General features: G+C 63.8%; 19 protein-coding genes and 1 pseudogene. 11 read left to right on the plus strand and 9 right to left on the minus strand.

The genetic code is table 11. The features are described from left to right. The first annotated feature begins 6 nt into the window (after nucleotides 1-6). Both BM083_RS09250 and BM083_RS09255 read left to right on the plus strand, forming a co-directional pair. The gene (locus BM083_RS09250; protein ID WP_089868781.1) at nucleotides 7-666 is read left to right on the plus strand and encodes a hypothetical protein; all 660 of its coding nucleotides are present in this window, start codon (nucleotides 7-9) and stop codon (nucleotides 664-666) included. Between the two features lie 59 nt (nucleotides 667-725). Next, nucleotides 726-1811, plus strand: coding sequence for a molybdopterin-dependent oxidoreductase (locus BM083_RS09255; protein ID WP_089868783.1), 1086 nt, complete (start codon nucleotides 726-728; stop codon nucleotides 1809-1811). A gap of 1 nt (nucleotide 1812) precedes the next feature. On the opposite strand, the gene BM083_RS09260 is transcribed toward BM083_RS09255, so the two are convergent. The 5 genes from BM083_RS09260 to aspS form a co-directional block, all read right to left on the minus strand. Further along, nucleotides 1813-2562 (minus strand): 4-phosphopantoate--beta-alanine ligase, encoded by a 750-nt coding sequence (locus BM083_RS09260; protein ID WP_089868784.1) that lies wholly within the window; start codon nucleotides 2560-2562, stop codon nucleotides 1813-1815. A gap of 51 nt (nucleotides 2563-2613) precedes the next feature. Continuing rightward, the gene (locus tag BM083_RS09265; protein WP_089868786.1) at nucleotides 2614-3459 is read right to left on the minus strand and encodes a pantoate kinase; all 846 of its coding nucleotides are present in this window, start codon (nucleotides 3457-3459) and stop codon (nucleotides 2614-2616) included. Between the two features lie 68 nt (nucleotides 3460-3527). Next, entirely contained in the window at nucleotides 3528-4109 is a 582-nt protein-coding gene (locus tag BM083_RS09270) for a hypothetical protein (RefSeq protein ID WP_089868788.1), read from the minus strand. A gap of 73 nt (nucleotides 4110-4182) precedes the next feature. Further along, the gene (locus BM083_RS09275; protein ID WP_089868790.1) at nucleotides 4183-4620 is read right to left on the minus strand and encodes an SHOCT domain-containing protein; all 438 of its coding nucleotides are present in this window, start codon (nucleotides 4618-4620) and stop codon (nucleotides 4183-4185) included. Between the two features lie 235 nt (nucleotides 4621-4855). Then, nucleotides 4856-6160 (minus strand): aspartate--tRNA(Asn) ligase, encoded by a 1305-nt coding sequence (aspS, locus tag BM083_RS09280; RefSeq protein WP_089868793.1) that lies wholly within the window; start codon nucleotides 6158-6160, stop codon nucleotides 4856-4858. A gap of 160 nt (nucleotides 6161-6320) precedes the next feature. Here aspS and BM083_RS09285 point away from each other — a divergent pair, with 160 nt between their 5' ends. The 3 genes from BM083_RS09285 to BM083_RS09295 are packed head-to-tail and all read left to right on the plus strand — an operon-like array spanning nucleotide 6321 to nucleotide 9559. Then, entirely contained in the window at nucleotides 6321-6803 is a 483-nt protein-coding gene (locus BM083_RS09285; protein WP_089868795.1) for an NAD-binding protein, read from the plus strand. Beyond that, on the plus strand, nucleotides 6803-9022 hold the full coding sequence (locus tag BM083_RS09290) for a universal stress protein (protein ID WP_089868796.1): 2220 nt from the start codon (nucleotides 6803-6805) through the stop codon (nucleotides 9020-9022). Before BM083_RS09285 ends, BM083_RS09290 begins: the two co-directional genes overlap by 1 nt. A 42-nt stretch (nucleotides 9023-9064) precedes the next feature. Then, nucleotides 9065-9559 (plus strand): Lrp/AsnC family transcriptional regulator, encoded by a 495-nt coding sequence (locus BM083_RS09295; RefSeq protein ID WP_009366456.1) that lies wholly within the window; start codon nucleotides 9065-9067, stop codon nucleotides 9557-9559. Nucleotides 9560-9725: 166 nt separating this feature from the next. On the opposite strand, the gene BM083_RS09300 is transcribed toward BM083_RS09295, so the two are convergent. Both BM083_RS09300 and BM083_RS09305 read right to left on the minus strand, forming a co-directional pair. Beyond that, nucleotides 9726-10448, minus strand: a complete 723-nt coding sequence (locus BM083_RS09300; RefSeq protein WP_089868798.1) for a phosphoglycerol geranylgeranyltransferase — start codon at nucleotides 10446-10448, stop codon at nucleotides 9726-9728. 65 nt (nucleotides 10449-10513) lie between these two features. Next, nucleotides 10514-11524, minus strand: coding sequence for an HNH endonuclease (locus tag BM083_RS09305; protein WP_089868801.1), 1011 nt, complete (start codon nucleotides 11522-11524; stop codon nucleotides 10514-10516). 79 nt (nucleotides 11525-11603) lie between these two features. Here BM083_RS09305 and BM083_RS24215 point away from each other — a divergent pair. The 3 genes and pseudogenes from BM083_RS24215 to BM083_RS09315 form a co-directional block, all read left to right on the plus strand. Then, nucleotides 11604-11708, plus strand: a pseudogene (locus BM083_RS24215) (restriction endonuclease); the annotation flags it as partial. Between the two features lie 36 nt (nucleotides 11709-11744). After that, complete coding sequence (locus BM083_RS09310; RefSeq protein WP_089868803.1) at nucleotides 11745-11978, plus strand: DUF433 domain-containing protein; 234 nt, start codon at nucleotides 11745-11747, stop codon at nucleotides 11976-11978. After that, nucleotides 11975-12301 (plus strand): DUF5615 family PIN-like protein, encoded by a 327-nt coding sequence (locus BM083_RS09315; protein ID WP_089868805.1) that lies wholly within the window; start codon nucleotides 11975-11977, stop codon nucleotides 12299-12301. The genes BM083_RS09310 and BM083_RS09315 overlap by 4 nt, the downstream gene beginning before the upstream one ends. Here BM083_RS09315 and BM083_RS09320 read toward each other — a convergent pair. After that, nucleotides 12298-14796 carry a DNA topoisomerase I gene (locus BM083_RS09320; protein WP_089868807.1) on the minus strand — a complete coding sequence of 833 codons (2499 nt, stop codon included), beginning with the start codon at nucleotides 14794-14796 and terminating at the stop codon, nucleotides 12298-12300. The two genes, BM083_RS09315 and BM083_RS09320, sit on opposite strands and share 4 nt — an antisense overlap. 236 nt (nucleotides 14797-15032) lie before the next feature. On the opposite strand from BM083_RS09320, the gene BM083_RS09325 reads away from it, so the two are divergent. The 3 genes from BM083_RS09325 to BM083_RS09335 are packed head-to-tail and all read left to right on the plus strand — an operon-like array spanning nucleotide 15033 to nucleotide 16425. Beyond that, nucleotides 15033-15965, plus strand: coding sequence for a diacylglycerol/lipid kinase family protein (locus BM083_RS09325; protein WP_089868809.1), 933 nt, complete (start codon nucleotides 15033-15035; stop codon nucleotides 15963-15965). Between the two features lie 45 nt (nucleotides 15966-16010). Continuing rightward, a complete protein-coding gene (locus tag BM083_RS22795; protein ID WP_143085708.1) occupies nucleotides 16011-16256 on the plus strand; it encodes a hypothetical protein in 246 nt (81 codons plus the stop codon). After that, nucleotides 16240-16425, plus strand: a complete 186-nt coding sequence (locus BM083_RS09335) for a hypothetical protein (RefSeq protein WP_245756875.1) — start codon at nucleotides 16240-16242, stop codon at nucleotides 16423-16425. Before BM083_RS22795 ends, BM083_RS09335 begins: the two co-directional genes overlap by 17 nt. A gap of 101 nt (nucleotides 16426-16526) precedes the next feature. Here BM083_RS09335 and gatB read toward each other — a convergent pair whose 3' ends face one another. Beyond that, nucleotides 16527-18017 carry an Asp-tRNA(Asn)/Glu-tRNA(Gln) amidotransferase subunit GatB gene (gene gatB, locus BM083_RS09340; protein WP_089868818.1) on the minus strand — a complete coding sequence of 497 codons (1491 nt, stop codon included), beginning with the start codon at nucleotides 18015-18017 and terminating at the stop codon, nucleotides 16527-16529. Between the last annotated feature and the right edge of the window lie 97 nt (nucleotides 18018-18114).

An 18114-nucleotide genomic window follows, 5' to 3' on the forward strand; every position in this document is an offset into this window, starting at 1 on the left:
CTCCCTATGAGTACGACGCCACTTCTCAACGTAGTGCAGTTGTTCAGTTCGGCCGACGACGGCGACACCGACATCGTGAACGCCGTGATGAGCGGCGAGATGGACCTTCCCAGTGCAATCGAAGCGCTGGCGGAGTTAGACGACGCCGAACTCAAGAAGCAACTCCTCTCGGCGGCCGTCGTCGGTGGGTTCACGCTCATCGACCGCAAGCGAAAGTCCCGAAGCGGTGCGAGTGAGTCGGCAGACTCGGACGAGTCGGACGACACCGAAGCGTCGGTCGAGGCCGACGACGAGGAGTCCATCACCGTCGACGTCGACGAGGACGAAGAGGAAGCAGACGAGGAGTCGAGTTCGCGACTGGTCACGCTTCCGCGTCTGGCGTTCCTCGGCGTCGCCGCCGGCGTCACCTACGCCGTCGTGAAGTACCGCCAGAGCGGCGCAGACGACACGGCGCAGTCGACGTTCGACGACGTCGACGACGGTGGCCACCAGGCTGGACTCGCCGTCGACGACGAAGCAGACGAAGACGACGAAGACGCCGAAACCGAGGAGGTCCTCGCCGAAGACGACGTCGTCGAAGAGGCAGACGACGACGAGGCAGTAGACGAAGACAGCAGTGACGAGGACGGCGACAGCGACGAAGACGACGAGAACGACGAGTCGTAGCGACGCACCCCTTCCTCGCGATGCAGTCTTTACTGTCGAACCACTAGAAGAGAGCGACTGTGCCGTCTCGTGTACGTCGGTGGGTCGCTCGCGCGACACCGTCGGCCCGCCTCGTCGACTGGACACTGCTCGTCCTCGTCGTCTCGCTCGTCGGGTCGGGGCTGGTGAGCCTCGTCTCCGGCGACCCGAACGACGCGTTCGTCTTCTGGTTCCACAGCGTCGCTGGTGTCGTCCTCCTCTTCGTTCTCTCTGTCAAACTGTGGCGGGTACGCCGCCGAGTAGCCGAGCGACGCCTGCGGACGAACGCGACGTGGCTCTCCGTCGCGCTCACGGCGGTGACCGTCGGCGCGTTGTCGACGGGCGTGTTCTGGGTGTTCGGCGGCGACTTTCGACTGCTCTACTGGGGGGCGCTGAACGTCCACATCTTCTTCGGACTCCTGTTGGTCCCGCTCTTTCTCGCCCATCTCTGGACGCGGCGGACGCTCCCCGGATTCCGTCTGCCGCGACGCTCGGACGTCGACGGCCGCCGAGACGTGCTCCGGTACACCGGTCTGCTCGTCGGCGGCGCACTCCTCTGGCGCGGCCAGCAGACCGTCAATCGAGTGTTCGATACGGCCGGTGCGACGCGACGATTCACCGGGTCGAAGCCCATCGAAGGGAGCGAGTTCCCGGTCACGAGTTGGGTGGCAGACGACCCCGACCCAATCGACCGCTCGACGTGGCGACTTCGGGTGGGCGGTCTCGTCGCCGACGAACTCGAACTGGGTGTCGAAAACCTCGACACCGACGGTGAACTGCAGGCGCTCCTCGACTGTACCAGCGGGTGGTACACCGTCCAAGACTGGCGCGGCGTCCGCGTCGGCGACTTGCTGGACCGCGCGGGTGTCGACGACGACGGCCAGTGGGTCCAGTTCCGGTCGGTCACGGGATATCGCTGGAGTCTCCCCATCGAGGAGGCTCGTGGCGCGCTCTTGGCGACACACGTCGGCGGCGAGCGACTGAGTCACGGCCACGGTGCGCCGATTCGTCTCGTCGCGCCCGGCCGTCGAGGGTTCCAGTGGGTCAAGTGGGTCGAGTCCGTCGACGTGCGCGAGACGCAGGATTTCGGCCAGTGGGTCGCCGTGCTGGTCAGCGGGTTCGACTGACTCAGTCCTCGCCACCCTCACGAATCGCCTGCTCGGCGGCCGCGAGCGCCTCGTCGCGGTCGAACTCGTCGACGATGCGCTGGAGTTCTTCGCGGGAGGCGGTGGCCAGTTCACGAGCGTGGCGTGTGATGTTCGGGACGGCGCGGACGATGTTGTCGACGATGGGGACGGTCGCAGACTGCGCCGACCGGGACATCGGGTTGAGGTCGACGACGAGTTCGACCTTGCCCATCGCGGCGAGCGCCTCCGCTCTGTCGCCGTCTTCGAGCGGGACGAGGACGACGTCGGCGTCGCCGATGCCGTCGCTGTCGACTTTGGCGCGTTCGTGTGAGAGACCGGGAATCCGGCCGTCGGCGGTGAGTCCCTTCACCTCGTCTGCGCCGTGTTCGCGCAGGTGGTCGACGATGGCCTGCATGCGCGCTTCGGTTCGGTTGAACAGGTTGACTTCGAGGTCCGCGCCCGTCGCTTCGGCGAGTTCGACGAGTTCGCCGGGGACGAGCGCGGCGACGTTTCCGTTGACCGAGAGCACCGGATGCTCCGCGAGGAGGAGGTAGGCGGCGGCGGCGCGTTCGGCGGCGGCGGCGCTCGGGATAGTGCGCTCGCCGAGTAGATAGTCGAACGTCTCTCCGCGCCCCTGTGCGATGAGTCCTTGGCGGCTGGTGATGCCCTTGTCCACCCCGTCCTCGATACGGTGTCGAGTGAGCAACGACTCGTATCGCGGATGGTCTTCGGGGATGTCGATGTCGCTCATAGAGGCACTGAGACGTGGGTGCTGAAAAACCCGAAGGAACCGGGACCGTCGCTATCGGAGCGTCGCCCCCGCCGGATGCGTCCGACAAGAGACGGCGTCGTAGCCAGCGTCCGAGAGCCCCGTTTCGAGCGCGAACACGGTTCGGCCGAGCATCGCCATCGACGCCTCACCACCGGCGTCGCTGACGGCGCGAATCGCCTCGGTCACCTCGTCGGTCAGCAGGCCAGCCTCGCGCGCGAACCGCCGAGAGGCGTACATCAGTTGTGTGAGCGTCGGTTCGCGGACGAGTCGAGCGAGTGCGTCCTCGCCGGCCGCCGACAACTGGGTAGTGTCGCCAGAGAGCACGTCTTCGGTCGAGAGTTCGCCGAAGGTCACGTACTCCACGGTGGGCCGTTCGGGGACGCCGTCCAGTCGGCCGTAGCCGGGTGCGCCGGGGTCGAGGCGGATGGGGACGCCACCTCGTGCTTGGGCGACGACGTCGCCGAGACCCGTCCCCGACTGAACCTCTGCGATGTGTGCGAGTGCGGTCAGTTCGTTCTCCGAGCGGCCGCACTCGAAGACGCGGTTCGCCGCGAGCGCCGTCCCGAGCGCCATCGCTCCGGAGACGCCGAACCCCGCACCGAGCGGGAGCGACGTCTCGGCGCTCACCCATGCGTCGACGCCGAGTGCGTCGAGGACGCGCTCGACGGGCGGCATCTCGACGGTCTCACCGTCGAGTTCGACGTGCTGTGTTGTTGCTGCAGTCGGTGTCTCTGGTCGTCGGATAGTCACCTCGACGCCGTCGGCGAGCGTCACCCCCGCGCCGCGAGAGCCAGCCTGTACTGGCTCGTCGGCCGGGTGTGCGCTGAAGAAGCCGGTGACGTGACCCGGGACGAACGCCGTGGCTTCGTCGGTCATTGTCGGGAAAAGGAGAAGCCGCCGATTAACGGTTGTTATCTTCTCTGGAGTGGCCGAGCGGTCGAGAGTCAGTCGTCGGTCAGATGGATGCGAGCGTTCGGATGCTGGTCAGCCGACTCGGTGACGACGCTGCGTTCGTGGAGGTCCGCTAACTGCTCGCGGGCCTGTCCCTGACCCAGGCCGCCGAGCACTGTCGCCGCGTGGACGAGAACCGTCTCGGGAACGCCGCCGTCGGTACCACCGCTGTCGAAGCCGTTTCCGTGTGTGTCGTCGAGGATGACTTCGAGGTATCGGGTGAGGTCTCTCGTCCCGGTGAGTTCTCGGTGCCAGCGGGACGGGAGTGTACTGACGCGGCCGTTACCGACGTCGTAGAGTGTCCCCGACCCGAACCACGTGCCGCTGGCCGCCGCGTCGGCAGACCACGTCTCGGCGTCGGTGAGTCGCTCCTCGATGGCCGGTCTGACCTTGTCCGGCTTGACGGGAGCGTCCTGCGCGGCGAGTTTCTCGGCGTACGCCTCCACGCGGTCGATGGCGACGCCGGGGCCACCCTCTCTCTCGTGGCGCTCGATGAGGAGGACGAGGTCGTCGACGAGCAGTTTCTCTCCGCGACTCCCCGCCTCTTCGAGCACGTGCTCGTTGAACTGGGACATGCCTGACGAGAGGGGTCAGACGGGAAAAAGCGCCACGGCCGACGGGGCGTTCACCGGTTTCGACTGTCGGTCCTCAGCGTTCGCTGATTCGCTCTCTCTCTCGGGTCACGTGCGCTCTCGCGTCGTCGACGGTCTCGGTCTCGAGGAGTCGCTCCAGTCGGTGTTCGAACTCCTCCTCGTCGAGTTCGCCGCGAGCGTAGCGAGCGCGGAGCGCCGCTAGTGCGTCGGCGTGTTCGTCGGTGACGGTCGGTTCGGATGGCCGACTCGCGCGCGAGTCACGACTGTGTTCGTACAACTTCGCGAGTGCGAGCGCGGCCGGGAGTACTCCCGCGAAACCCACGGGGAAGGCCACCCAGAACCACGGGTAGCCGACCGCGAGAAGACCGAAGCCGACGAGGAAGATGAGCGCGATGACGACGCCGGCGACGAGTTGCTGGAGCGGCGTCTCTTCTTCGTCTTCTTCGCCGCCGTCGGTTCGGAGGGAGTGTGAGTCGTAGGGTCCGCGGGACATGGTAGAGAATCGCCGGTAACGGACATAAACGCACCGCGCTGGTGCACGAACCGAGAGACGACTGCGTAGTCGTGGCTCTCTCCAGAACCGAGAACCGCAGAAGATGTGGTGCTCGGTGCACCGTCGTCGCCACGAGGGGACACCGTAGTTGGTGGCCGTTTCGCCTTACGGCGAGAGCCGTTGTCGGTCTTGCAAGACGAACAGCGTGAGTCTTGCTGACAGTCAGGTCTTCGTCCTACGGACTCAGACGCTGACGGTCTCGCGGGAACAACACAGCCTCACGGATGTTGCCGAGACCGAGCATCGTCATGATGAGACGCTCGCCGCCGAGTCCGAACCCGGCGTGCGGGGGCATGCCGTACTTGAACATCTTCGTGTAGTACTCGAAGGATTCGGGGTCGAGTCCCTGCTGTTCGAAGCCTTCGACGAGATGCTCGTAGCGGTGCTCACGCTGACCACCGGAGACGAGTTCCATGTTCGGGTGCATCATGTCGAACCCGGTCGAGAGCTGTTCGTCGTCGTCGTGGTCTTTGATGTAGAACGGCTTGATCTCGCTGGGCCAGTCGGTGATGAAGTAGTGGGTGCCGACGTCCTCGCCGAGCGCCTTCTCGCCTTCGGTCGGCAGGTCGTCGCCCCAGACGAGTTGCTCGTCGAGCTTGCCCGTCGCGTTGATGCGCTCGATTGCCTCCTCGTAGGAGAGACGCGGGAAGTCGCCCTCGGGTGCCTCGAATTCGTCTTGGAGGTCGAGCGCTTCGAGCTCTTCCTGGCAGTTCTCGTCGACTGCCTCGTAGGCGGCCTTGACGACGGCCTCACAGACGTCCATCGCCTCTTGGTGGTCGGCGAACGCCGACTCGAAGTCGATGGAGGTCGCCTCGTTGAGGTGTCGCGGCGTGTTGTGCTCCTCGGCGCGGAAGATCGGGCCGATTTCGAAGACGCGTTCGAGGCCGGAGCCGACCATCAGCTGCTTGAACAGCTGCGGCGACTGGTTCATGAACGCCTCTTTGCCGAAGTAGGTGATGGGGAACAGTTCGGTTCCGCCCTCGGTCCCCGTCGCGACGATTTTCGGCGTGTTGATCTCGGTCGCGTAGACGTCGCGGAACTTCTCGCGAACGGCGCGAAGGACCTCGGCGCGAATCTCGAAGATGGCCTTCACTTCGTCCTTGCGGAGGTCGAGCGTCCGGTTGTCGAGACGCGTCGAGAGTTCGGCGTCGACCTTGCCGGAGGGGTCGAGCGGGAGTTCCGGGTCGGCGTCGGCGAGCACCTCGACCGACTCGGGCGTGACTTCGACACCCGTCGGTGCGCGCGGTTCCTCTTCGACGTCGCCTTCGACGACGACGACGCTCTCGCGGTGGACGCCCAGCCCCGTCTCGACGAGGTCGTCGTCCATCTCGTCTTTCTCGAACTTGACCTGAATCTTCCCCGACTTGTCTCGGAGAATCAGAAAGGCGATGCCGCCGAGGTCACGAATCTCGTGGACCCAGCCAGCGACCTTGACCGTGTCGCCGGGTTCGGCGTCTGCCGTGTAGGTTCGGCCTTGCATACGTGGCCGTTTCAACCTACGGGACTTAAAAACGGTCGATTCGGCGCTACTGTGTCCCGAATCCTTCACCATCGTTCGAACCGTTTAGGACGATTCAGTAAATATACCGCACTACTTATCTCGATTCAGCAAATAGAAACGGATATAGAATCGATTCGCCATGGGACATGACATAGTTATCGTCGGCGGTGGGGTCGTCGGGGAGACGCTCGCGGAGGCACTCGAGCGGGCATCCGTCGAAGTTGTCTACCTCGACACGGACAGCCGCGCCGTCGACCGTGCAGCGGAATCCGGCGTCGACGCACAGTTAGTAGAAACGAGTGAGGCAACCGCACTCGACCACGTGAGTGCCGAAGACGTCGGCATCGCCATCGTCGCGTCGAGCGAGGACAGCCGGAACCTCCTCGTCGCTCAGTTGTTACAAGTTCGGAGTGCCCGACGCGTCGTCGCGTTGGTGAACGACCCCGACAACGTCGAGCTGTTCGTCGACGCCGGTGTCGAACCGGTGTGTGCCACCTCCGCGCTCGTCTCGGCGCTGGACGACCGCCGCCGAACCACACGGGACGCCGCTCCACAGCGTACGCGAGTTGCAAGCGAAGTTGACACGTCGGACGATGCCTCCGACAGCGGGGTCGATGCGTAGTGCCGAAGACCCTCGAACGTGACCTCGGGCTGTTCTCGGTGTTCGCCATCAGCATCGAAGCGATGATCGGGAGCGGCATCTTCATCCTCCCGGCGCTAGCTGCGGACATCGCCGGCCCGGCCGTGGTTCTCGCCTACCTCATCGCCGGACTGCTGGTGGTGCCGGCGGCGCTCTCGAAGTCCGAGATGGCGACCGCGATGCCCGAATCCGGCGGGACGTACGTGTTCATCGAACGCGGCATGGGACCGCTCCTCGGCACCATCGCCGGTGCGGGAACGTGGTTCGCGCTCTCGTTCAAGGGGGCACTGGCGCTCGTCGGCGGCGTCCCGTACCTGCTGTATCTCTTCGACGTTCCACAGAGTATCACGACGCCGCTGGCGTTGGCGCTGGCGACACTCCTCGTCGTCGTGAACGTGCTCGGCGCGAAACAGACTGGACAGCTCCAGGTCGCCATCGTCGCCGTGATGCTCGCCGCCCTGGGTTGGTTCGCCGTCGGCGGCGTTCCGACGGTGCAGTTGACGTACTACGACGGGTTCTTCGACAGCGGCGTCGGCGGCATCCTCGAAGCCACCGGGCTGGTGTTTGTCTCCTACGCGGGCGTGACGAAAGTTGCGAGCGTAGCCGAGGAGATCGAAGACCCTGGGCGGAACATCCCGATCGGCATCCTCGGATCGCTCGCCTTTACCACGGTACTGTACGTGCTCATCGTGTTCGTGATGCTGGGTGTCACAGAACCGGGGTCGCTCAGCGACTCGAGCGCGCCGATGGCCGTCGCGGCCGACGCCGCACTCGGCACTGCGGGTGTCCTCGCCGTGGTCGTCGCAGCACTGCTGGCGCTCATCAGTACCGCAAACGCGGGCGTCCTCTCCTCCTCGCGGTACCCGTTCGCGATGAGTCGAGACAACCTCGCACCGCCCTCGCTCGGGGAGATAAGCGACCGCTTCAACACGCCGAGCACGTCTATCACGCTCACCGGCGTGGTGTTGCTCCTGCTCATCGCGTTCGTCCCTATCGCAGACATCGCGAAACTCGCGAGCGCGTTCCAGATTCTCGTGTTCGTGCTCGTCAACGTCGCACTCATCGCGTTCCGCCGCGGGGCGATGGAGTACAACCCCGACTTCCGTTCGCCGCTCTACCCGTGGGTTCAGCTGTTCGGCGTGGGTAGCGGACTGCTCTTGCTCACGCAGATGGGAACCCTTCCGCTCGTCGGCGCAGTCGTCATCATCGTCGCCGGTACCGTGTGGTATCTCGCCTACGGTCGGAGTCGCGTCGACCGCGAGGGGGCTGCCGTGGACGCGATTCGACGCGAACTGGGCAGTCAGGCCGTCGAACGCACTCGTGAGGCGGTCACGCCCGCGACCGACGGCTACGAGGTGCTGGTCGCGGTTCCCGAGGAGATGAACCTCGCAAACGAGCGAACGCTCGTCGACGTCGCGGCGGACCTCGCCCGACCACATCACGGGAGCGTCTCTGTCGTCCGTTTCGACCACGTCGCAGACCAGGTACCGCTCGACGCCGCCACGACGCAGTCGGCCGACGACATCGAGTTCGAAGCGCGTACCGACGCGATGGCGGCCGACTTCGACCTCCCGATTCGCGTGAGCGAGGTTGTCAGCCACGACACTCGCCACGCGCTCGCGCACTACATCGACTCCACGGACGTCGACATGCTCGTCATGGAGACCGAACCGAACGGGTTGCGAGAACGACTGTTCGGGTCGGACGTCGAGTGGGTGCTCGCTCACACCGACTGTGACGCGGTGCTCGTCGACCCTAACCGAACGACAACCACCGACCGCCACGCGACGAATGGCGACGACAGCGACACCGGTCTCGGCGAGGTGAACGTCGTGACGGTCGTCACCGACGAGGGGCCGTACGACCCGGCGAAGGTGGCCATCGCAGACGCCATCGCCGCCGCCCACGACGCCGAAATCCGCTTCGAGTACGTCGTCGGCGAGTTCGGTTCCGACGCCCAGCGCAGCACGCTCGACGACTATCACGAGGATATCGCGAGTCTCTGCTCGTCGCCCGTCAGAACCGGGTTCTTACGACCCGACGATGGGGCATCGGACTTAGAGACCGGCGAGACAGACGTGTTGGTCACGGGGAGCAGTTCGGTCTCTCTCGCCGTCGACTGCCCGTCGATTCTCGTCCGTCCCCGTGACGAGACGACACCGGGATGGCTCGGCCGGAGACTCGAACGTAGGCTCCTCTAGGGGAACGTAAACGCTTTCAGACGCCGGCCCACCTGACTGCGTATGCCGAACCGCGAGTTGGACGAACTCGACCGCTACATCATCTACCGTCTCCAGCAGGACGCTCGCAGCACGTCCGCCGCAGAGATTGCAGAGGACTACGGCGTCTCGCCGAGCACTGTTCGCAACCGAATCGGCCGTCTGGAAGCCGACGGCGTCGTTCAAGGAGCCCACGTCGACGTCGACTACGAACTCGTCGGCTACCAACTGTTCACCATCATCTTCTGTACCGCGCCGATTCCCGAGCGCGAAGAACTCGCTCGCGAGGCGCTGGAAGTTCCCGGCGTCGTCTCCGTCCGCGAACTGATGACCGGCGAGGAGAACCTCCACGTCATCGCAGTCGGCCGTGACAGCGACGACCTCAGCCGTCTCGGTCGCGACCTCTCGAAACTCGGCTTGGAGATCGTCGAAGAAGAACTCGTACACAACGAGTATAGCTGTCCGTTCTACTGGTTCGGCCAGGACGACGAGACAGAACTGGAGTCTCGCGAGTCCTGACTGCCCTTGCTGTTCTCGGCGCGGCGTGTTGCGGGAGATACGGTGACTGTACGGGCGGAAAATCCACTCTCTTCTCGGTCGTTCCGGGTTGCTCGCCGCCTCCCTCGGAGCGATGGCAGACTGAGCCGTGTGCCGAGGTCGACCAGCCGACCGGCCGACGCCGCACTCAGGGTTCGGCCAGTTCGCCGTGGGCGGCTTTGACCCCTTCGACCGTCTCGCGAACCGCGTCGACGCCTTCGTCGTGCAGGAGGTTGCCGACGACGACGACGTCCGCGTTGCTCCCCATCTCGTGCGCCGAGTCGTAGTCGTGGATGCCGCCGCCGTAGAACAGCGTGGCCTCGTCGAGTGCGTCGTGAGCGGCGGCGACCTTCTCGGGGTCGCCGTAGGTACCGGAGTACTCGATGTAGACGATTTTCTGGCCGAACATCTTCTCGGCGACGCGGGCGAAGGAGGCGACGTCGTCGGCGTTCTGGTCCGTGTCGGCCTCGGTGTACTCTGCGACAGAGGAGTCCGGGTTGAGCACGATGTACGCCTCGGTGTGCGTGCGGTCCCAGTCGAGGCCGTCCTCGATTCGGACCCACTCTTTGTGCGCGCCGGTGACCCAGAAGGAGTCCTTCGCGTTGAACACCGTCGGGATGAGATAGCCGTCGAGAGCGTCGTCGTCGATGACGACGCCGGGGTTCGACGGTTCCTGGTAGATGGGGACGTCGTACTTCGCGCAGGCGTCGACGACGCGCTCCATCTTCTCTTCGGTCATGTCGAGCGTGCCGCCGATTTCGAGCGCGTCGGTGCCGGTGGCGCAGACGTCTTCGAACGTCTCGCCGTCGACGAGGTCCTTGTCCGGATCGATCTTCGTGATGTGGTCCCAGTCAGTCCACGGTGTAGTCATTGGGCGTTATACTCCGTGAGGGGATGAAAAAGGGTGCGAATCGGTGAGTGGTGTGGTGGCGATGCTCAATCGGCGGAGAAGCCGTGAAGTGCGCGATGCTCCTGTAGATACATCTTTGCAGGATGCAGGTCTTCACGTTCGGGGAGACAGAGCGGCTTCTCTCGAAGCTGAACGAACTCGTCGTATCCCGGTAGCTCAGGCCGTTCATTGACCAAAACCTCGTATCTATCTCGAACCGACAGCCATCCGTTGTCGAAGGCCCAGTGATGGAGTTTACACAACGCGAGACCGTTTCTGATATCTTCGCGTCCGTTCTGGCTCCGCGGGTAGATATGTGCTGCTTCGACCTCCGGACGGCCTGTCGGTGAGAACCGTTTCGCGCCACAGATTGCACAGTGGTTGTCGTACGCCCGTTTGACGCCTCGTCGGAACGCAGACGAGCGAGCACGGCGATACGCTTCTGTGTACTGTGCCTCGTCTTCGGTGAGTTCTGGTGTCTTCTGTACTCGCTCGTACAACTCGCTCTCGGCGTCGTCGTATTCGTCGGAGTGGTCTTCGACAGCAGTGTGGTCGACGAACGCGGAGACGCTCCCGTACTCGCGCACGATGCTTCGTCGTCCGCCGTCGTTCAACCGCATGAAGTTCTGTGGATGACCGCGACTGTGGCCAGCGTGTTTGTGGTGTATCTCGGTGCTGTCGATATCGACCTCTTGCACGTCCGAGAGATACATCACGTATGGCCAAAGGTCGTCCATATTGTCTCGAAGGGAAAGGTCGTAATCCGTCCACAGCATCGCGGCGAATTTCGGATTGTACTCGGTCGTCACGACTTTCGCGGCGTACTGGTACCGCTGATTGCCGGTGTAGAAGAGGATGACGTCGCCGTGTCGCATCTGTTCGATATACTTGTCCGCACCCGGGGACGCTCCCCAGACGGCGACGCGGTCACCGAACTCTCTCTCCGTGAACTTCCGGTAGAGAGACTGTCCGACACCGTCGATAACTGTGTCTCGGAGATGCTTCTGTGCGTGGGCGTTGCTGCACGGCGCGAGAAACACGTTCCCTACATCACTCATCGATGTTTACAGACGATGGTCAACAAGCTGTTAATTCTTCTGTTGGCGATTCTACGCAAAAGCAACGCGCCGACGCATCGGAGAGAAAATCGAGAAGACCGACCAACTCATCGACGAAATCGTCTACGAGTTGTACGGCCTGACCGAGGAGGAAATCGAAATCGTCGAAGCGGCGGTCTCCTAGTGAGGGTTTAACCGTCAAGCCGAGCAACTATCGGACATGACCGAAATCGTCCGAGACCCCGAGCACAGCAACGGTGCGCCGACAATCGAGGGGACGGGTGTTCGCGTCATCGACATCGCGAAAGCCTACGAGCACAGCGGCTACGGACCTGACGAAATTGTCGACCTCTACCCGTTCTTGACACTCGGCGACGTTCACACTGCACTCGCGTTCTACTACGACCATATCGACGAGTTCCGTTCCAGTTCCTCCGCGTCGGCGTCGGCATGACTCGGCCACTCTACTGTGACGAGGGGATCTGGATTCCCGTCGCCGAGGGACTCAAACGGCGTGGCTGGGAGATACACACCGTTCGTGACCACGAGCGGCTGGGAGCACCCGACCGTGAACACCTTCAGTTCGTCGTCGAGAACGATTGGCTTCTGTTCACGTTCGACGACGACTTCCTCTCGCTCGTGAAATCGGAGAGTCTCGACCACGCAGGGATTATCTTCGCCGACCAGTCAAAGGCACGAGTCGGTGACCTCGTCAAATCACTCGACGCGTTTCTCGAAGCTGTCGACGACGAGTGGCGCGGAATCCACTACCTCTAATCCGCCGCTGCCTGCCACTTCCGCACCGTATCCGCTCCCACGCCCTCCACTTTCGCGGCGACGTCGTCGGGGTCCGACTCCTTCAGACCGGGTACGTCTTCGATACCGGCCTCTTTCAGCTTCTCGGCGGTCTTCTCGCCGATGCCCTGAATCGACTCCAACTCCGAACCGTCGACCTGTCGGGCCTGATACTCGCGGTAGTTGCAGATGGGACAGCCGAGTTCCCAGGGTTCGTCGCCGGAGTGCACAATCAAGTGCGGCAGGTCGTGTTCTTCGCACATCTCGTCGGTGACTTCGATTTCGCCGCGCCGAGGCAGCGGTAGCGAGTAGTCGCAGTCAGGGTAGCGAGTACAACCGACGAGGCGCGACCCGGAGCGGAGTTGCTTGATAGCCAACTCACCGCCCTCCTCCTCACCGCACTCCGGACACACACCGATAATCTCGTCCTCCTGTTCGTCGGCCTCGTCAGCCTTACACTGCGGACAGCCGTGCGTGAACGTCTTGCGCCCGGCGAGCATCTTCACCTCGTGGAGGTCGTGCTCCTCGCAGGTGTCGTCGAGGATGAGCGGCTTGCCCGTCGAGGGGAGCGGGAGCGTGTAGGTGCAGTCCGGGTAGCCGTCACAGCCGACGAAGTACGACCCGTGGCGGGACTTGCGGACGAGGAGGTCCTCGCCGCACTCCGGACACGGTCCGAGGGTCTTGTCGGCCTTCAGCGACTTCTTGAGCTGTGAGCCCAACTCCTCGCTGTTCTCCATCAGCCCCTCGAACACCTGTTCGAGCATCTCGCGAGACTCGTTGGTGACGTCCTCGTAGTTGGCCTTCCCGTCGGCGATGGCGAGCATGTCCTCCTCCAACTGGGCGGTCATCTCTTCCGACACGATGAGGTCCGCGAAGTCCTCGCCCGCTTTGACGACGGCCCGTGCCAGTCGTGTCGGCTTCGGCGGGTCCGACTCGATGTAGCCGCGGTCGTAGAGCTTCTGGATGACGTCGTGGCGAGTCGCCTTCGTCCCGATGCCCATCTGCTCCATCGTCTCGATGAGCCGCGACTGGCCGTAGCGCCGCGGTGGTTGGGTCTGCTTGGCTTCGATGCGGGTGTCGGTGACGGCGAGTTCTTCGCCTTCTTCGACGTCCGGCACGAAGCTCTCGGTGTTGTTGAAGTACGGGTAGACCGCGTGGTAGCCCTCTTTGATGAGGCGCTTGCCGTTGGCCTTCAACGAGAGACCGGCGACGTCGGCGACGACGCGCAGGTGTTCCCACTTCGCGGCCTCCGCGACGGTGGCGAAGAACCGCCGGACGACGAGTTCGTACACGTCGTGTTCGTCCTCCGAGAGGTCCGACGCGGAGGGGAGTTCGCCCGTCGGGTGAATCGGGGGGTGGTCCGTCGTCTCCTTGTCGCCTGTCGTCGGCTCTATCTCCTCTTGGTCGAGCAGTGACTCGGCGTCGTCGCTGAACGTGCTCGAACCCGTGAAGGCGTCGAGCAGTTCGCGCGGGTCGAGGTCCTCCGGGTAGTGGGTGTTGTCCGTTCGGGGGTACGTGATGTAGCCCGCCGTGTAGAGGTCCTCGGCGATGCTCATCGCTCGCTGGGCCGAGTAGCCGATAGAGCCAGCGGCGCGGATGAACTGCGTCGTGTTGAACGGCGCGGGCGGTTCGTCGGTTCGCGTCCGGCGGTTGACGGACGTGACCGTCGCCGACGACTCGCTCTGGAGTGTCTCGAACGCCTTCGTGGCCGACTCTTCATCCCAGACGCGTTCGGCCTCGTTGTCGTCCTCGTCGAGGTAGAAGTACTGCGACTCGAACGACTCGTCGTCCTTCTCTAAGTCTGCAAAGAGTTCCCAGTAATCTTCGGGGTCGAAGGCGTCGATTTCGCGTTCACGGTCGACGATGAGTTTCAGCGTCGGCCCCTGTACCCGACCGACCGAGATGAAGTCGTTACCGAGTTGCCGCGCCGACAGCGAGAGGAACCGCGTGAGTGCGGCACCCCAGACGAGGTCGATTACCTGTCGGGCTTCGCCCGCCGCCGCCAAATCGAAGTCGAGGTCGTCGGGGTTCTCGAACGCCTCGGTTACCTCGCGCTTCGTGATAGAGGAGAAGCGCACGCGGTCGATGTTGACGTCTTCGTTGACCTCGCGGACGAGTTCGTACGCTTCCTTGCCGATCAACTCACCCTCGCGGTCGTAGTCTGTCGCGATGACGACGTTCCCCGCTTTCCGCGCTAGTCGCCGGAGGGCAGCGACGATGTTCTCCTGTGTGGGATGTTTGTCGATTGGCGCGTCGATGAGTTCGACCGGTTCGACGTCGCGCCAGTCGTTGTACTCCGCCGGGAAGTCGACGCCGACGACGTGCCCGGAGAGACCGATACAGCGCTTCCCGCCCCACTTGTAGACGTTGACGCCGTTCATCCGCTCGGCCTCGGCGGACTCACCGCTGAGGATGGCGGCGATTCGTCTCGCCGCGTTGTCTTTTTCCGTGATTATCAGTTCGGGGCCACGACTCATTGCCGAGCGATAGGCGCAGGGACGGCCTAAATCTTTCGTGCCGGCAACGAAGAAACCGCACGACGGCGACGACACAACGTGTGTGGGCGAGTGCGCATTATGCGCGCAAGCGCGCGAAGGTAAACAGGTCGTGGCTCATCGGTTCGCCGGACTTTCGAGACGCATCCCGTACAGATACCGTCCACACCACTCGCCCCCGGGAACCGGTCCCGTCGATGGCCGTAGCCAGTACACAAATGAGTCACGAGGACGAATCCGAGTGCGTGCACGACCGCTGGCTCGTTCTCAATCCGACGAGTGGGACCGCAACCCACGTCGACCGCGTCCGCTCGCTGGCCGCCGAGCGAGGCTACCGTATCGAGCAGACCGAGGGACCGGGTCACGCGGTCGAACTCGCCGAGGCCGCCGTCGAAGCCGACGCCGACCTCGTCGCTGCGGCGGGCGGCGACGGCACGCTGAACGAGGTGCTTCGAGGACTCGACGCCGCCGACGGACTCGACGACGTCACGCTCGGCGTCGTCCCGACGGGGACGGAGAATCTCTTCGCCACTAACATCGACGTCACGGGCATCGAACGAGCGTTCGCCGTCCTCGACACGGGCGAGCGGCGACGAATCGACATCGGCGTCGCCGGCGAGACACCGTTCGTCATGTCCTGTGTCGCCGGGCTGACCGCAGAGGCGAGCATCGCCACGTCGAGCGAACTGAAAGAGCGATTCGGGTCGCTGGCGTTCGCCATCACCGGCGTCCAACAAGCGGCGGACTTCGACGGCCTCCACATCGACGTCAGCGCCGTCTCGAAGGGAGAAGAGACGCGATGGGCGGGCGAGGCACTCGGTGCGCTCGTCGGCAACGTTCGGCGCTTCGCGAAACAGGGCGGGCAGGCGAACGTCGAAGACGGTCTGTTCGAAGTCGTCGTCATCGAGCAGATGCCGACGAGCAAAGCCGTCGCGGAGGCCGCCGCACACCGCGTGTTCGCCCGCGACACCGAACACGTCCACCGGTTTCAGGCGAGTCAACTGACCGTCGACGCGCTCGACGGCGAACCCATCAACTTCAGCATCGACGGCGAACCGCACCGAGACGACCATCTCGTCTTGCACACTCGGCCGAAGGCGCTACAGGTGTGTGTCGGCCCGGACTACGAAGCCGACCCCACGGACGAGTGACGCGACAGGACAAGCCTTTTCGACGCACTGCCACGAGATTCGGTGATGGACTCGCGTCTCCGTTCGCTCGCCCTCCTCGTCGGTGTCCTCCTCGTCACTGTACCCCTCTACGCCCCGCTGTTCGACGTGACGGGAGTGGACTACCAGTACGAAGCGACAGAGCTGACCGTCGACGACGACGGACTCACGCTCGTGAACGACGCACCACGAAACGTGCACTGGCGTCACGGCGAGCGCACAAAGAATCATGGTGCTTCTGTCCCTCTGGTACAGTATGTCTCACGTCCCTGAGCACGTCGAAATGTTCGTCTGTACGAACTGCCAAGTCGTCCACGCGGGGTCAGTCGCCGAAATCGAGGACGGCCACGAGTTCTCTGCACCCGACCGGTGCGGCGCGTGCGAGAGTACCGAGTTCGTCGCTACCGAGCGATGGGCGTACCACGGCGACGAACACCAGTAGTCAGAGCATCGAAGAACCGAAGAGCCGAACCAGCGAGTCGCGAGAGTCGACTCGCAGAGACCCGCGCACAGCGCAGATTGCTGTGTGGCTCCGTCGCGTCCTCAGTCGTCCAGTCGCTCGCGGAGCAACTGGTTCGCCGTACCGGGGTCTGCACTTCCGCGGGACTTCTGCATGACCTGCCCGACGAGGAAGTTCAACGCGCCACTTTCACCCGAGTGATAGTCCTCGACGGCGTCGGGGTTCTCCTCGATGGCCTCCTCGACGAAGTCGACGATTTCGTCGTCGTCGGCCTTACCGAGTCCCTCTTGCTCGATGACGGTGTCTGGGTCGACACCGTCGTCGAGCATCTGCCGGAGGACGATCTCCTCGGCGTTCTTCGTCGTGATGTCGTCGGTAGCGACGAGTTCGACGAGATGCTTGAACTCGTCGAGTCGGTCGCTGACGTCGGTAATCTCCATGTCGCGGTAGTTCAGTTCGCCGAGGAGGTTGTCGGCGACCCACGTCGCTGCGAGGTCGGGGTCGAACGACTCGGCGACGTCCTCGTAGAAGTCCGCGACTTCCTTCGTGGAGGTCAGTTTGGAAGCAGATTCCTCGTCAAGTCCGTACTCCTCGCGGAAGCGCTCGCGGCGCGCGTCGGGGAGTTCCGGAATCGGAATCTGCTGTTTCCAGTCGGAGACCTGTAGCGGCGGCAGGTCGGCTTCGAGGAAGTAGCGGTAGTCTTTCTCCTCTTCTTTCGAGCGCATCGAGACGGTGATGCCACGAGATTCGTCCCAGTGACGCGTCTCCTGTTCGATGACGCGGCCGCGCTGAATCGCGTTCTTCTGGCGAGTGACCTCGTAGGCAAGCGCCTTCTCTGCGCCCTTGTGACTGGAGATGTTCTTGACCTCCGTGCGGTTCGCCGCGTCGAGCGTCTCCTTCGAGATAGACCCGTCGTCGGCGACGTCGTCGGCGGGGACCATCGAGATGTTGGCGTCGACGCGGAGCGACCCGTCGCGCGTGGAGTCGAAGACGCCGAGATATTCGAGCACTTCCTCCAACTTGGCGAGGAAGTTTCTGACCTCTTTCGGACTCCGGAAGTCGGGTTCCGTGACGATTTCCATCAGCGGCGTCCCTGCACGGTTGTAGTTGACGAGCGTGTAGTCGGCGGTGTCGATGCTGCCGCCTTTGTGCTGGAGGCTTCCCGGGTCTTCTTCGAGGTGGGCGCGGCGGACGTTGATGATGCGTCGCTCGTCACGGATGTCGACTTCCAACTGTCCGTCTTGACAGATAGGGGCGTCGTACTGGGTGATTTGGAAGTTCTTGGGGAGGTCGGGGTAGTAGTAGTTCTTCCGGTGGAACGTCGTCTCTTCGGGAATGTCGGCGTTCAGGGCTTTGCCAATCTTCACCGCCGCCTCGACTGCACCCTCGTTGAGCACGGGCAGTGCGCCGGGCAGTCCGAGACAGACGGGACAGGTCCGGGTGTTGGGTTCTTCGTCTTCCGCCGCCGCGGTGGAACATCCACAGAAAATCTTCGTCGCCGTCTCCAACTGGACGTGGACTTCCAGTCCGATGACGGAGGCGAGTTCTCGCTGTTCGAGCGCCTGAGCAGTCATTATCCGGGATTTGCGTGCCGGTGGCTAAAGGCTAACGGGACTGCGTCGGGCCGCCTCGGCGTCGGCCATCTCTGTCGACCTCACACACGCGATGCTG

Origin of the sequence: Halogranum rubrum (assembly GCF_900114455.1) — an archaeon.
Lineage (GTDB): Archaea > Halobacteriota > Halobacteria > Halobacteriales > Haloferacaceae > Halogranum > Halogranum rubrum.